Raw genomic sequence first — 14,802 nt, 5'->3', positions numbered from 1 at the left:
TTCAGCTCCGGCGCCGGGCCTTGGGGGCCGGCTTGCGCTGGCGCTGGCCGGGGCGGGGCTTGTCTTCCACGGGCTTGGGCTTGGGCATCAGCAGGTTCTTGGCGCCGCCCTTGCCGGCTTCCCGGTGGGCCTGGATGGCGGCCTTGATGTCGTCGGCGGCCACGGTCACCACGGCGTGTTCGCCTTCGGGCTTGAAGGTGGACAGGTTGTCCTTGACGCGGAAGAGGCGCTCTTCGGCCTCGCCCTTCTTCGGCAGGTTGCTGACCATCTCCTCGGCCGCCGGGCTCAGGCGGAAACCGCCGTCCTCGGCCAGAACCAGGCCCAGGCCGGAAAGGCGGGCGAAGGCTTCGCTCAGCTTGGCTTCGCTGGGGATGTTGCCCTGCAGGAAATCGATGGCGGCCATGATCTCCAGCAGTTCGGCCGGGCGGCGTTTGGCGGCAATGCCCAGGGCGAGCAGGAGGAGGGTGTCGATGTCGTGGATCTGTTTCATGGCGGACCTTTGCAGTGCCGGGCTGACCGATGGGGTTCCCGGGCGGGGGTGAGAGTTTAACGGCTGGCGGGGGAAAGGGCGAATCGGCCGGTCGACGGCCGGGGCGGAATTGGCGCTGCTTCTCTCACCACCTGCCCGCCGGGCCGCGCCGGACGGGCATCCGCCGGGTCCATGCCCTGTCACTGAAGCGTGGGCGGGCACTGGGCCTGATGCCCACCGCTGCGGACCACCCCTGGCCCGGAGCAGGGTGCTAGCGCCAGGGCCCGCTTCCAGCCTGGCCCCTGGCGCGATGGGCAGGGCTTCAGGCGGCGCTTTGCGGCCCGCCGGCGACCCGGTTGCGCCCTGCCTCCTTGGCCCGGTAGAGCTGGGTGTCGGCCTGGCGCACCGCCAGGTCCATGTCTTCCTGCTCCGGCGTGGCCAGGGCGACGCCGACGCTGACTGTGACCTGGCGGTCGATGGGGGGCTGGCTGGCGGCGATGCCGGCGCGGATTTTCTCCCCCACCCGGGCGGCGTCGGCCAGGCTGCTTTCGGGCAGGAGGACCATGAATTCCTCGCCGCCCACCCGGGCGATGAAATCGCTCTCCCGCACCAGGGTACGCAGCGTCGCCGCTACGTGGCGCAGCACTTCGTCGCCGCCGGCATGGCCCAGGGTGTCGTTGATGCGCTTGAAGAAGTCGATGTCCAGCATCAGCAGGCCGTAGCTGCCGCCATGGCGCCTCATGCGCAGGAATTCGTCCTGCAGGCGCTCGTTGGCGGCGAAGCGGTTGGCCAGGCTGGTGAGGGCGTCCCGCCGGGCCAGCTGGTGCAGTTCCGCATTGGCCTGGGCCAGGGCGGCGGTGCGCTCGCTCACCTTCTCTTCCAGCTGGGCGTTGCTCTGGGCCAGGGCCTCCTGGTGGCTGAGCAGGGCGTCGGCCATGTCCTGCAGGGCCGCGGCCAGGCCGCGGATTTCCTGGGGCGCGTCGGTCACTTCCAGCCGGGTCTTTTCATCCCCCGCCTCGATGCGGTGGGCCAGCGCGGCCAGGCGTTCCAGGGGACGGCTGAAACGGGAGGCGCTCCACCAGGCCAGCACCAGGAACAGGGCGGTGGCACCGACCAGGGCCAGGAGCACCACCCGCTGCAGGTCCCTCACATCGGCCAGGGTGCGGGCCGTGGGCTGGCGCACGACGATGCGCCAGCCCAGGTGCTGGCCGGGAATGATTTCCCGCACCTGGGCCGTGGCGCTGAGGTAGGAAACGCCGTCGCCCCAGCCGCCGGTGCTGTAGGCCCGGGAGTTGAAGGCTGCCTTGTCCGGGGCCAGCAGGGCTTTCTCCTGGCCTTCGGGGTAGATCACCACGTTGTCCTGATTGACGATGAAGACGTCCAGGGCGTTGCTCTCGGCGTCGTGGGGCGTCATCACCTGGACCACTTCGGCGGCCCAGCGCCAGTGGGCATGGGAAGCCAGGACCCCGCGCACCCGACCGCTCTCGTCGAATACCGGCGAGGCGAAGTCGATGAAGCGGACCGGCCCCTGGCCTTCGGCTTGGGGCAGCAGCTTGCTCAGCAGCAGGGCTTCGTGGAGGTCGCCGAAGAAGGAACCCTGCAGGCCGTTGATGAACCAGGGACGCTGGGCCACGCTCTTGCCCACCAGTAGCTTGCCGGTGGCGGCCCGCACCGTGCCTTGGGGGTCGGCCAGGCCGATCCAGGAATACTGGGGATAGGATTCCTGCACCCGCTCCAGGCTGGCCTGGAAGTCGGGGCTGTCCAGGGGGGCGCGGCGGTAGAGGGGGGTCTGGGCCAGCAGTTCGATTTCCCGCTGCCGCTCCCGCAGGTTTTCGCCGAGCACGGCGGCCACGGCGGAGGCCAGGTCCCGCAGGGCTTCCCCCCGGTCTCGGATCAGCCGGGCGGCATAGACGTGGTCCAGGTAGAGATAGGTGGGCAGGCCCACCAGCAGGGCGAGGCCGACGAAGAGGAGGGCGAGACGGTTGCGGAAACTGTCCGGCAGGAATGTCATGGTTTGCTGTCCAGCAACAGGCATGGGGTTGGCGGAGGGGCAGGCCCCGGGTGCGCCTATTTGACCATGACCCGGGCGGCCCGGCTAGACGGGGGAAACCACAACGTGGCGGGAGTGTCCGGCTCCCTATCGGTACGCCTGGCGCGGACCTCTTTCAGGCCGCCGGAGTCCGCTTGAAGGCCACCACGTGGTCCACGTCGAGGCGGATGCCGATTTTTTCGCCGAGGGCGTGGTTGTGGTGGGAGGGCACCAGGGACAGCACCCGGGCGCCGCTTTCCAGGCGCAGGGTGTACAAGATGTCGGCGCCGCGGAAGGCCTTGTGTTCCACCGCGGCCTGCAGGGGGCTCTTGTCGTCGTGCACCACGTCGTCGGGACGCAGCAGGATGTCCACGCCGCAGCCCTTGCCGCAGATGCCGCAGCCGGCGCTGCATTCGACGGGTACGCCGGATTCCAGGATGCCCAGTTCCATCTGCACCCGGTTGCCGGCCAGCACCGTGCCGGGGACGAACACGCCCTGGCCGACGAAGTCGGCGACGAAGCGGTTGGCCGGCTGGTGGTAGAGGTTGTAGGGCGTATCCCATTGCTGGATGCGGCCCTCGTGCATGACGCCGATCTCGTCGGCCATGGCGAAGGCTTCGTGCTGGTCGTGGGTGACCAGGATGGCGGTGGTGCCGGCCTTCTTCAGAATCTCCCGCACTTCCAGGGAGAGTCGCTCCCGCAGATCCACGTCCAGGTTGGAGAAGGGCTCGTCCAGCAGCACCAGGCGGGGCGCCGGGGCCAGGGCCCGGGCCAGGGCCACGCGCTGCTGCTGGCCGCCGGAAAGCTCGTGGGGATACTTCTCGCCCTGGCCGGAGAGGCCCACCAGGTCAAGCATGGCTGCCACCCGCTGCTGCCGTTCGCCGCCCTTGGTCTTCAAGCCGAAGGCGATGTTGTCGGCCACCGTGAGGTGGGGGAAGAGGGCGTAGTCCTGGAAGACCATGCCGATGCGCCGCTGTTCCGGCGCCAGCTTGAAGCCGGGGCGGCTCACCAGTTCGCCGTCGAGGGCGATGCTGCCGGCGGCGATGTCCTCGAAACCGGCGATACAGCGCAGCAGGGTGGTCTTGCCGCAGCCCGAGGGGCCCAGCAGGCAGGCGATGACGCCGGCCTCGATGTGGAAACCGATGCCGTCCACCACCGTGTGGGCGCCGTAGCGCTGCATCACGTCCGCCAGTTCCAGATGGGCCATCTTTGGAGTCAGTTGAGAAGGATTGGCAATTATAATGTGCCGCGGCGCCTTTGCTGCCGCTTTTGCCGCTTCCGGCCACCCTTCCACCATGATCCCTATGCGCTCCCCCCTGCTGCCCGTCGCCGTTGCCATCGCCGCCCTGGTGGGCCTGCCCGTGGCCAGCGTGCTGACCCACCTCTTCGCCGGCGGCACCGGGGAAACCTGGCAGCACCTGGCGGCCACGGTGTTGCCCGAATACGTGGGCAACACCCTCTGGCTGTGCCTGGGGGTTGGCCTGGGCACGGCCCTGGTGGGGGTGGGCACGGCCTGGCTGACGGCCATGCACCGCTTTCCCGGCCAGGCCGTGTTCGAGTGGGCCCTGGTGCTGCCCCTGGCGGTGCCGGCCTATGTGCTGGCCTACGTCTATACGGACCTGCTGCAGTTCGTTGGCCCGGTGCAGACCTGGCTGCGGGAGACCTTCGGCTGGAGCAAGGCCGACTACTGGTTCCCCGAGGTGCGCAGCCTGGGCGGCGCCGTCGCCATGTTCGTGTGCACCCTCTACGCCTATGTCTATCTGCTGGCCCGGGCGGCTTTCCTGGAGCGGGCCTCGGGCATGCTGGAAGCGGCGCGGATGCTCGGTGTGGGGCCCTGGGCCAGCTTCTTCCGCGTCTCCCTGCCCCTGGCCCGGCCGGCCATCGTGGTCGGCGTTTCCCTGGCCCTGATGGAAACCCTGGCCGACTACGGCACCGTCGCCTACTTCGCCGTGCAGACCTTCACCACCGGCATCTACCGGGCCTGGTTCTCTTTGGGCGACCGCATCGCCGCGGCCCAGCTGGCCGCCAGCCTGCTCGGCTGCGTCATCCTGCTGGTGCTGCTGGAAAAGCTCTCCCGGGGCCGGGCCCGCTTCCACAACACCACCGGCCGCAGCCGGCCCCTGGCGGGCCACACCCTCACCGGCTGGAAGGGCGCCCTGGCCACCCTGGCCTGCCTGCTGCCCCTCACCGCCGGCTTTCTCCTGCCCGCCGCCCTGCTGCTGAAAATGGCCCTGGCCGAGGGCGATGCCCAGTTCGGCCAACGCTTCCTCATCCTCGCCCGCAACAGCTTCACCGTGGCCGGTGTCACCGCCGCCGTGGCCGTGCTGCTGGCCCTGGTGCTGGCCTACAGCGTGCGCCTGGCCCGCCGCAGCCAGCCCGGCTGGCCCAGCCTGCTGGCCCGGGGCCTGAACCGGCTGGTGGGCCTGGGCTATGCCGTGCCCGGCTCGGTCATCGCCGTCGGCGTGCTCATTCCCGTGACCCGGCTCGACAACTGGCTGGCCGCCCAGTGGCAGGTCTGGTTCGGTGCCAATCCGGGGCTACTCCTCACCGGCGGCATCGCCGCCCTGGTCTATGCCTACCTGGTGCGCTTCCTCGCCGTGGCCCTGCAGACGGTGGATGCCAGCCTGGGCAAGATCACCCCTTCCATGGACGACGCCGCCCGCAGCCTGGGCCTCTCCCAGGGCCTGACCCTGGCCCGGGTGCATGCGCCCCTGCTCAAGGGCAGCCTGCTCACCGCCGGCCTGCTGGTGTTCGTGGACGTGATGAAGGAATTGCCGGCGACCCTGGTGATGCGCCCCTTCAACTTCGACACCCTGGCCACCCAGACCTACACCCTGGCCGCCGACGAACGCCTGGCCGAAGCCTCCACCGCCGCCCTGGCCATCGTCGCCGTCGGCATCCTGCCCCTCATCGCCATCTCCCGCCAGATCGCCCGCTCCCGGCGCTGAGGTGCCGTCTTCGCCGCTGCGCGACGCCCCGGGGCGGCGGGTGCTACCATCGACGCTGCCGTATTCACTCAGGATGACGTCATGGCCCCCGCCAAACTGCTTGCCTTCGCCGCCGGCCTCGCCGCGCTGGCCGCCTCCACCGCCCCGGCCCAGGCCGGCATCTACAGCGACGACATGGCCAAGTGCCTGGTCCGCTCCACCACGCCGGCCGACCGGGCCTCCCTGGTCAAATGGATGTTCAGCGCCATGGCCCTGCACCCCGACGTCAAGTCCATGGCCCGGGTGGAACCGGCCCAGCGGGAAGGGCTGGACCGCAACACCGCCAACCTCATCGTCCGCCTCATGACCGAGACCTGCCGCAGCGAAACCCAGCAGGCCCTGACCCTGGAAGGCCCCCAGACCGTGCAGCAGAGCTTCCAGGTGCTGGGCCAGGTGGCCGCCCGGGAACTCTTCTCCAACCCCGACGTGATGGCCGGTGTCGGCAACCTGGGCAAGTACGTGGACCCGGCCCGCTTCAAGGGCATGGCCATGCCCGCCGCGCCCCAGAACCCCCGCTAGGCCCGGCCAGGGCGATGGCCCAGACCCGAGGCAGGACGGACCTGTCCGGGCAGGCATGCCGGAGATGCCCATGGCTATTGGCTTGCAGGCCATCCAGGTTATGCTGGCCGCCTCACCACCTTTTGGGCGCAACCGCGCCCGTTCAAACAGCGGGGCAAACCCGCCGAACCGCCTCACCGACCCCACGCAAAGGAGCGATCAATGCAACGACGTGAAGTACTGAAAACCGTCGCCGGCGCCGTAGCCGCCGCCATGGCCACCTCCGCGGCCGCCGCCGCCCAGGACCACCAGCATCACCACCATGACCACGGCGCCATGGGCGGCAAAAGCTACGCCGCCCTGATCGACAGCAGCAGCGACTGCCAGAAGACCGGCGAAGCCTGCCTTGCCCACTGTCTGGTGCTGCTGGGCCAGGGCGACAAGGAAATGGCCGCCTGCGCCCAATCCGTCAGCGAACTGCTGGCCACCTGCAACGCCCTGATGAAGCTGGCCCTGCAAGGCTCCAAGTTCACCCCGGCCATGGCCAAGGTCGCCGCCGACGTCTGCGCCGCCTGCGAAAAGGAATGCCGCAAGCACGAAAAGAAACACGCCGAGTGCAAAGCCTGCGCCGACTCCTGCGCCGCCTGCCTCAAGGAATGCAAGGCAGTGGCAGCCTGAGCCGTCTGTCATCGTAAAAAACCCCGGACTGCCTTGCGGCGGTCCGGGTTTTCTTATTGGTGGGGGTATGGGGTGGTTTTTAGGTCATTTGTTGGGTTGAATGGAGGGCTGCTACTAGCCAATAGCCGTTGTTAACCTAGGTGCTTTCAGAGGCCTGTTTTTCGGCCGTAGCGGCTTGTGACCTTCCCAATGAAAAGTGGCCGATTCTGGTTAAAGACCGGCCATTTATATTTTGACTGGGATCGCTACATGGCTACGTCGGCTTACGACCCAACGGTAATTGGGCGTTCAACGTTGGAGTTACACCTTTATGTAAGACGACCTTCAACGTGGAATTCAGCTTAACTGTTGCTCAGGTGTACTGAGGGGGGGCGTTGCCGGATATCATCAAAGCAAAAATCCAGGGAGAGAAATTCGATGGCGGTAATCAATTCGGTTAAGGATCCAAGCGTAACTGGCAGTACCTTGCAAACCAACTCTAACTTCAAGAAAGTGCTCGACGAGCTAAATCTGCTCGGTGACGAGGCCACCCGACGTTCCATCGACGACTCGCACTATCAACAGTTCATCCGGCGCTACCCGGCCGACCGTCTACCGCAGCTGAGTCTGGCGGAATACTGCGTTGGCAAGGGCGATGGCGATTCCTTCTGCTGGTGGTTGGAGCGTGGTCTGCAGCCACTGCTTGGTCGCTACATGCCGGGCACTTCACGCGGGCACATCCTGTACTTCCAGAAGGATGGTTCGGTCTACAAGCACCGTCGTCTAAAAGACCTGAGCGACACAGATGCATTAGCCTACACCCTAAGAATACAGGCTACTGTTGCTAAGGCAGACATGAATGCCAATCTAGACTGGATCGACGATGACCAACAGCTCTATCAACACGCTGGTGTTGAACCGCGCGTGACGGTAGGCCATGGTCGAAAACTCCGCTTGCTCTCGTGCTATCACCCAGAGGACACGCTGCCTATATCGTCGTCCTCACACCTCGGACATTTCCTACAAATCCTTGGCTGCCCGGAATCCGACATCCCACCAAAGCACCAGCCCGTAGCACGCATGCTGCTGCTTCGTAACTACCTGCGATTGGCTCAGCAAACCGTTCCTGGCCTAAGTCCAGTGGGATTCATGCGTGTGCTTTACAAACCTGAACTCGGGCTCGCGCCAATTGATGAGAATGAAGATGAAGAGATCAACTCGGAAGATGAGATTTCCTTTGTGCTTACCGGCGGTGCGGTCAGAAACGGCTATATCCGGATACCGAAAACGCAGAACCTCTTTCCCGGCGAATGCGTCGCGGCAGATGAGCAATCGGAAGCCGAGTCGTTCACTCTCGTATTGCCCGACGATACCGAGATTCAGACTTGCTTGCTGGCGAACCGGGGCCGAATCAAGGCCCGTTTCAACAGCCTCTTCAATAAGCAGGGGGTGATAGATGGCGACCGTGTGCGCATTCAAAAAACGACAGATCGGCGGTACGTGATGCGCTTCGAACGACAGGACCAAGACGGTGAAGAAGCCAAAAGCCGACAGACCACTGCCACAACAAGTGCACCGGCTCCAAGTCAGCCCTTGAACCAGATTCTCTATGGCCCGCCAGGTACGGGCAAAACCTACTCCACCATTGATGCAGCCCTCGCCGTGCTTGACCCAGGCTTTCTGCATCAGCACCTCACAGATAGAAATGCGCTGAAGGCGAGGTTTGATACGCTGGTTCACGAGCGCCGCATCCGCTTTGTGACTTTCCACCAGAGCTTCAGCTATGAAGACTTCGTGGAAGGCCTGCGGGCCACGACGAATGAGGACACGGGTCAAATTCGCTACGAAGTGGTTGACGGAGTTTTCAAGTCTCTATGCGAAGCAGCTGCGGCCAAGGTGACGCTCCCGCAAGAGGCGACCGTAGCGACGGGGACCCCCTTCGATATTCGAGGACGTCGCATTTGGAAGATGTCCCTTGGCAACACGCTTGGCAGCGATGCGTCGATCTACGACGAGTGCATTGAGAAGGGCTATGCGTTGCTGGGCTACGGTGGTGGCGTCGACTTCTCGGGCTGCTCCTCACGCAGCGAGATCCTCGAACGCTGCATTGCCAATGGGCTGAAAATCGAGAACCCGCAGACCGATTACACGGTGACCAGCGTGGCAGCTTTTGTCACCCGCATGAAGCCTGGTGACTTGCTGGTCATAAGCGATGGGAATTTCAAGTTCCGCGCTATCGGCGAGGTGAGCGGGGATTACAAGTTCCAGCTGCACAGCGACTACACGGACGACTACGCGCAAATGCGCCCAGTGAAGTGGCTACGTGTCTACGAGCCATCACTACCACACGGCGAGTTGATGAACAGCCAGTTCAGTCAGATGACGCTATATGAGTTGCGATCACCCTCCATTGATCTCGAAAAGCTGCAAGGTTTGCTTAAGCATACGTCCTCTCGTGTATCAACGGCTGGAGGTTTGTTTCCAGGCCCGGTGGCGGACTCGACATACGAAATCGTGCGGGCAAATGCCGATATAGTCGAGCTGAGGAAACCTCAAGGGCGTACGCTGTCTCTCGGCATGAGTCTGATCCGGGAATTGGCCCAAGCAGTCAGCGCCGGCAAAATCTCCATCACTGACATTCGCGAGAAGTGCGTGATGGACAAGCTGTCGGAAACTAGCATGGATCCGTACTTGGTCAACGGCTACAACAACGTACTTGCATCGTTGGTCGCTCAGTTGATTGGTGCAGACAGCTCGCAGAGCCTCTCCGCCCATTCCCCGGCGCTACCGGATGCCCGAGTGCTCATCATTGACGAGATCAACCGCGGCAACGTCTCCCGTATCTTTGGAGAGTTGATCACGCTGATCGAGCCGTCCAAGCGCGCCGGAGCTAGCGAAGCGTTGGAAGTGGTGCTGCCCTACTCCAAGGAGTCATTCAGCGTGCCGCAAAACGTCCACCTGATTGGTACCATGAACACGGCCGACAGGTCACTTACCGGCTTGGATGTGGCGCTACGTCGTCGCTTTGTGTTCAAGGCCATGCCGCCCCGGCCCAACCTGCTGGATGGCGTGGAGGTGGATAGCATTCCCATCAAGCATCTGTTGGCCGCGTTGAATCAGCGGATCGAGGCGCTGCTGGGCCGCGATCACTGCCTGGGTCATGCCTATTTCATGCCGCTCAGGCAAACGCCCATGCTGCACAAGCTGGCCGAGATCTTCAGCAACCAAGTGCTGCCGCTTCTGCAGGAATACTTCTTCGACGACTGGCAGCGCATCCAATGGGTCCTCAACGACCATCGCAAGCCTGAGGCATTTCAGTTCGTAATCGCACGAGGTATTGACGTTGACGAGATCTTCGGCACGGACGCCAACGTGGGCCACAGCCCCAAAGCCTGGAGCATCAACGAAGAAGCTTTCCAGTGCATAGAGAGCTACTTGGGCGTGATCGACCACCGCCAGGCGCAGGAGGACGAATGACGCCGGCTCCGCGCAAGGTCAGTGTTCGCGAACACGCCTGGCTCTGCACCGAGCCCGTGCCCGCGTCGCTGGACTGCGCCCAGGTGAATGAATCGGCTTTCGACTACCTTTGTCGCCTGAGCGACCGCATTTCACGCGGTGGGGCGAGGCTGCTGCAGGTGGAAGGCCGGCGCCGGCTGAAGCTGGACAACTTCGTCGGTGTGATCGAGACGCCCTGCGGCACGGTGTTGGAGATTGTGCCCAAGCACCACTCCGAGGGAGGAAGTCTGGCCGATGCACGCGCACTGCTACGAAAACTGTTGCTCGCATTGCTGGATCTGCCCGCACGCGACGTAGGCGAGGCCTCGCTGCAGTTATTTGACGCGCCCCTGTCCGATTGGGTGATGGGGCGATTTCTGGCGGAGCTGGACACGCTGGTGAGCTGCGGCCTGCGCTTTGAGTATCATCGCGTCAGCGAGGAACTGCCATTCCTCCGGGGGCAGCTTAACCTCAATCAGCAGCTGCGCCAGCCCCCCGGGTGCGAGCATCGGTTCCACGTGCAGCATGAGGTTTACCTACCTGACCGACCAGAGAACCGACTTCTGAAGTTGGCTCTGGAGCGGGTGCGGCAGGGCACACGAAATGCCAAGCACTGGCGCCTAGCTCAGGAGCTAAGTTTCCGCTTGGCAGAGATACCGGCCAGCCAACAGGTAAAGCAAGACTTCCGTGCATGGGGACACGACCGCTTGATGGCCCACTATCGGCCAATCAGGCCATGGTGTGAGCTGATCCTGAACCAGCTCATGCCCTTGGCCGTGGCCGGTGAATACCAAGGCATGAGTCTGCTGTTCCCGATGGAGAAGCTCTTCGAGTGCTTTGTCGCACGATGGCTGCGCGGTTCGCTGGCGGCCGGCGTCGACGTGCGCACGCCGGCCCGGAGCCAGTCACTGTGCGTGCACCAGCAGAAGCCAATCTTTCAATTAGAACCCGACATTCTGATTGCTGATGGCAGTCAGCGTTGGGTTCTGGACACCAAGTGGAAGCTGCTGGAAGCCAGCAATCGCGCGAACAAGTACGGCTTGAGCCAATCGGACTTCTATCAACTCTTCGCCTACGGGCAAAAGTACCTCGGCGGCAATGGTCGCATGGCTCTGATCTACCCGCGAACGGAAAACTTCCGGAGTCCGCTCGATGGCTTTGACTTCGGAGGTGGCTTGAGCCTGGTGGTTCTACCGTTCGATCTGGATCAGGAGTGCTTGCTTGGCGCCGAACACCTCGGATTGGCGCATCGCCCGAAGCGCTTAGCTGCGTAGGCAAGGGGGTATGCACTTTTGTGCACACCGAAGGGAAACCTCAACCTTTCCCCCTGTTTGTCAACAGTACGCGGACATCGATTACGTTCACTGAGCAATCGTTTGGCCTAAAAGCTCCAATGTCGGCTCAAGGTTGATAGTGCGAGTTCGTCTTTCGGTAAAGCAGACCTTTACCAACAACCAGTGGGCCGAAAGGCCCGCTGAACTCCAGCTACCAGACACTCAACGATTAGTTGTCGAATGTCAGCAAAGGCCGACAGGCAAACCTACAGCAGCGTCCTATTGAGCGCCTGCTTCCGGGTTATAACGGACCACCAAAAGTTCCACCCCCCCAAAAAAACGCCGGCCCCAAGGCCAGCGTTTTTCTTTTGCTGCTACCACCTCAACTCACATGCTCTTCAAATGCTGGATGATCTCCCCGGCCATGGGCTGGGCGTCGCCGTAGAGCATGCGGCAGTTGTCGGTGTAGAAGAGGGCGTTTTCCACTCCGGAGTAGCCGGTGCCCTTGCCGCGCTTGATGACGATGACGTTCTGGGCCTGGTCGGCGTTGAGGATGGGCATGCCGTAGATGGGGCTCGATTTGTCGGTGCGGGCCGTGGGATTGACCACGTCGTTGGCGCCGATGATCAGGGCCACGTCGGCCTGGCCGAATTCGGCGTTGATTTCCTCCAGGTCGAAGATCTTGTCGTAGGGCACCCCGGCTTCGGCCAGCAGCACGTTCATGTGGCCCGGCATGCGGCCCGCCACCGGGTGGATGGCGAATTTCACTTCCACCCCGGCTTCTTCCAGCAGCTCGGTCATTTCCCACACCTTGTGCTGGGCGTGGGCCACGGCCATGCCGTAGCCGGGCACGATGATGACCTTTTGGGCGTAGCGCATCATGGCGGCGGCGTCGATGGCGCCCAGCTCCTTCATGCTGCCGGCGATGGCCTCGCCACCCTGGGCGGCGCCGCTGATGGGCGTGAACAGGATGTTGCTGATGGGCCGGTTCATGGCTTTGGCCATGAGCTGGGTGAGCAGGGTGCCGGCGGCGCCGACGACGATGCCGGCGATGATGAGGGCCGGGCTGCCCAGGACGTAACCCTCGAACCCCACGGCCAGGCCGGTGAAGGCGTTGAAGAGGGAGATCACCACCGGCATGTCGGCGCCGCCGATGGGCAGGGTCACCACCAGGCCCAGCAGCAGGGCCAGGGCGAAGAAGGCCAGGATCAGCCCAGGGCCGGCGTTTTCGGCCAGCACCAGGGCGGCGCCCAGGCCCACCACCAGCAAGGCCAGCAGCACGTTGACGACATTCTGGGCGGGCAGCCGGTAGGCCTTTTTCAGCAGGCCCTGGAGCTTGGCGAAGGCGACGCAGGAGCCGGTGAAGGAGACGGCGCCGATGAGGGCGCCGATCACCGCCAGGGTGACGGTCACCAGGCCGTGGGCCTCGCCCCGGGCCAGTTCCACGGCGGCGATGGCGGCCGCGGCGCCGCCGCCCATGCCATTGTAGATGGCCACCATCTGGGGCATGTCGGTCATCTTCACCTTCTTCGCCGACAGCCAGGCGCCGACGGTGCCGAGGGCCAGGGCCAGGGCCATCAGGCCCAGGTTGTGCAGGTCCGGCACGAGGAAGGTGGCGGCCACCGCCACTACCATGCCGATGCCGGCCCGCAGGATGCCCTGGCGGGCGCTGGCAGGGGAACTCATGCCCTTGAGGCCGACGATGAAGAGCAGGGCGCCGAGGAACCAGGGCAGCTGGACATAGAGGGGCAGGTTCATTTACGCACCCTCCTTGCCGCCGGCCCGCTTGCCGGGCTGGAACATGGCCAGCATGCGCTCGGTGACGACGTAGCCGCCGGCGGCGTTGGCCGCCCCCAGGGCCACGGCGAAGAAGCCGATGGCCTGCTCCAGGGGCGTTTCGGCCCGGCCCAGGGCCAGCATGGCGCCCACCACCACGACACCGTGGATGAAGTTGGAGCCCGACATGAGGGGGGTGTGCAGGATCACCGGCACCCGGGCAATTATCTCGTAGCCGGTGAAGGCGGCGAGCATGAAGATGTAGATCGCGATAAAGCCGTCCATTACGCCTCTCCCATGGCTTGTCTGACGCCGTTGTGCGTCGTCTTTCCGTCGCGGCACAGCAGGGTGCCGGCCACCACCTCGTCTTCCCAGTCGAAGGCCAGGCGGCCTTCCTTGATCCAGGGCGAGAGGAAGTTGTAGAGGTTCTTGGCGTACAGCTCCGAGGCGTGGGTCGGCATGCGGGAAGCCAGGTTGAGTGGGCCGTGGATGTTCACGTCGTTGGCCACCACGTGTTCCCCCGGCTGGGTCAGGGCGCAGTTGCCGCCGGATTCGGCGGCCATGTCCACGATCACGGCGCCGTACTTCATGCCCTTGATCATGTCGGTGGTGACGATCACCGGCGCCTTCTTGCCGGGGATGGCGGCGGTGGTGATGACCACGTCGGCCTGGGCCACGGCCTTGGCCAGGCGCTCGGCCTGGCGTGCCTTCTCTTCGGCCGACAGCTCCCGGGCGTAGCCGCCGGCGCCGTCGGCGGAGACGCCGGTGTCCACGAACTTGGCGCCCAGGGATTCGATCTGCTCCTTGGCGGCGGCGCGCACGTCGTAGGCTTCCACCATGGCGCCGAGGCGCTTGCAGGTGGCGATGGCCTGGAGGCCGGCGACGCCGGCGCCGATGACCAGCACCCGGGCCGGGCGGATGGTGCCGGCGGCGGTGGTCAGCATGGGGAAGAACTTGGTGCAGCGGGCGGCGGCGATGAGGCCGCACTGGTAACCGGCACAGGAAGCCTGGGAGGACAGGGCGTCCATGCTCTGGGCCCGGGAAATGCGGGGCAGCAGCTCCAGGGCGAAGGCAGTGATGCGGCGTGCGTTGAGGGCCGCCAGGCGGGCCGGGTCCTCGAAGGGCTTGAGCAGGCCGATGAGGGTCGATCCTTCCGGCATGGCGGCGATTTCCTCGGCGCTGGGGGGCGTTACCCGCAGCACCAGGTCGGCGCCGCCGTAGGCCTCGGCGATGCCGGGTACGGCCTGGACTTCCGGATAGTCGCTGTCGAGAAAGTGGCTTTCGCTGCCCGCACTCTGCTCCATGCGGATGGCGGCCCCGAGGGCCATGAATTTCCTGGCGGTTTCAGGCACCAGCGCCACCCGGCGTTCGCCGGACGCTCGTTCCCGAACCACCGCGATGTTCAGCGGCATGGTGATGTTCTCCCAAAGACAAAGTGATGAAACTGTTTTATTTGCCCGGGATTATGGTGTTCGGGTAGCGGGTGCTGTATTAGGGGATACCCTACGCCTGAGTATGGAAACGGGCCTGGGTGGGGCGCATCGGGCCGCCGCTCGGGCAGGTTCGCCCGGCGTCGGCCAGGGTGGGCGTTGCTGGCAAGAAAAAGCCCCGCCGGAT

General features: G+C 64.7%; 11 protein-coding genes. 5 read left to right on the top strand and 6 right to left on the bottom strand.

Going from position 1 to position 14,802, the window contains the following annotated elements; translation table 11 throughout:
* Position 1: 1 nt before the first annotated feature.
* The 3 genes from EV678_RS04770 to EV678_RS04760 all read right to left on the bottom strand — a co-directional run bounded on the left by EV678_RS04770 (position 2) and on the right by EV678_RS04760 (position 3,705).
* Positions 2-490, bottom strand: a complete 489-nt coding sequence (locus EV678_RS04770) for a hypothetical protein (protein ID WP_130458696.1) — start codon at positions 488-490, stop codon at positions 2-4.
* 301 nt (positions 491-791) lie between these two features.
* Entirely contained in the window at positions 792-2,480 is a 1,689-nt protein-coding gene (locus tag EV678_RS04765) for a sensor domain-containing diguanylate cyclase (protein WP_235832405.1), read from the bottom strand.
* A 154-nt stretch (positions 2,481-2,634) separates the two neighbouring features.
* A complete protein-coding gene (locus tag EV678_RS04760; RefSeq protein ID WP_130458694.1) occupies positions 2,635-3,705 on the bottom strand; it encodes an ABC transporter ATP-binding protein in 1,071 nt (356 codons plus the stop codon).
* Positions 3,706-3,793: 88 nt separating this feature from the next.
* On the opposite strand from EV678_RS04760, the gene EV678_RS04755 reads away from it, so the two are divergent.
* From EV678_RS04755 to EV678_RS04735, 5 genes are all read left to right on the top strand, one after another.
* Positions 3,794-5,446 (top strand): ABC transporter permease, encoded by a 1,653-nt coding sequence (locus EV678_RS04755; protein ID WP_412784072.1) that lies wholly within the window; start codon positions 3,794-3,796, stop codon positions 5,444-5,446.
* A gap of 81 nt (positions 5,447-5,527) precedes the next feature.
* Complete coding sequence (locus EV678_RS04750) at positions 5,528-6,004, top strand: hypothetical protein (protein ID WP_130458692.1); 477 nt, start codon at positions 5,528-5,530, stop codon at positions 6,002-6,004.
* 201 nt (positions 6,005-6,205) lie between these two features.
* A complete protein-coding gene (locus tag EV678_RS04745; RefSeq protein ID WP_130458691.1) occupies positions 6,206-6,661 on the top strand; it encodes a four-helix bundle copper-binding protein in 456 nt (151 codons plus the stop codon).
* A gap of 417 nt (positions 6,662-7,078) precedes the next feature.
* Positions 7,079-10,117 carry an AAA family ATPase gene (locus EV678_RS16125; RefSeq protein WP_130458690.1) on the top strand — a complete coding sequence of 1,013 codons (3,039 nt, stop codon included), beginning with the start codon at positions 7,079-7,081 and terminating at the stop codon, positions 10,115-10,117.
* Complete coding sequence (locus EV678_RS04735; RefSeq protein ID WP_130458689.1) at positions 10,114-11,409, top strand: McrC family protein; 1,296 nt, start codon at positions 10,114-10,116, stop codon at positions 11,407-11,409. The genes EV678_RS16125 and EV678_RS04735 overlap by 4 nt, the downstream gene beginning before the upstream one ends.
* 387 nt (positions 11,410-11,796) lie before the next feature.
* On the opposite strand, the gene EV678_RS04730 is transcribed toward EV678_RS04735, so the two are convergent.
* The 3 genes from EV678_RS04730 to EV678_RS04720 are packed head-to-tail and all read right to left on the bottom strand — an operon-like array spanning position 11,797 to position 14,597.
* Positions 11,797-13,167 (bottom strand): NAD(P)(+) transhydrogenase (Re/Si-specific) subunit beta, encoded by a 1,371-nt coding sequence (locus EV678_RS04730; RefSeq protein ID WP_130458688.1) that lies wholly within the window; start codon positions 13,165-13,167, stop codon positions 11,797-11,799.
* Complete coding sequence (locus EV678_RS04725) at positions 13,168-13,470, bottom strand: NAD(P) transhydrogenase subunit alpha part 2 (RefSeq protein ID WP_014237952.1); 303 nt, start codon at positions 13,468-13,470, stop codon at positions 13,168-13,170. It lies immediately after the preceding gene.
* Positions 13,470-14,597, bottom strand: a complete 1,128-nt coding sequence (locus EV678_RS04720; RefSeq protein WP_130458687.1) for an NAD(P) transhydrogenase subunit alpha — start codon at positions 14,595-14,597, stop codon at positions 13,470-13,472. The genes EV678_RS04725 and EV678_RS04720 overlap by 1 nt, the downstream gene beginning before the upstream one ends.
* Positions 14,598-14,802: the final 205 nt, after the last annotated feature.

The sequence above is a fragment of the Azospira oryzae genome (genome assembly GCF_004217225.1).
In the GTDB taxonomy this organism is placed as follows: Bacteria; Pseudomonadota; Gammaproteobacteria; order Burkholderiales; family Rhodocyclaceae; genus Azospira; species Azospira oryzae.
Note: the sequence above shows the minus strand (reverse complement) of the source record. Positions and strands in the feature narration are given on the sequence as shown.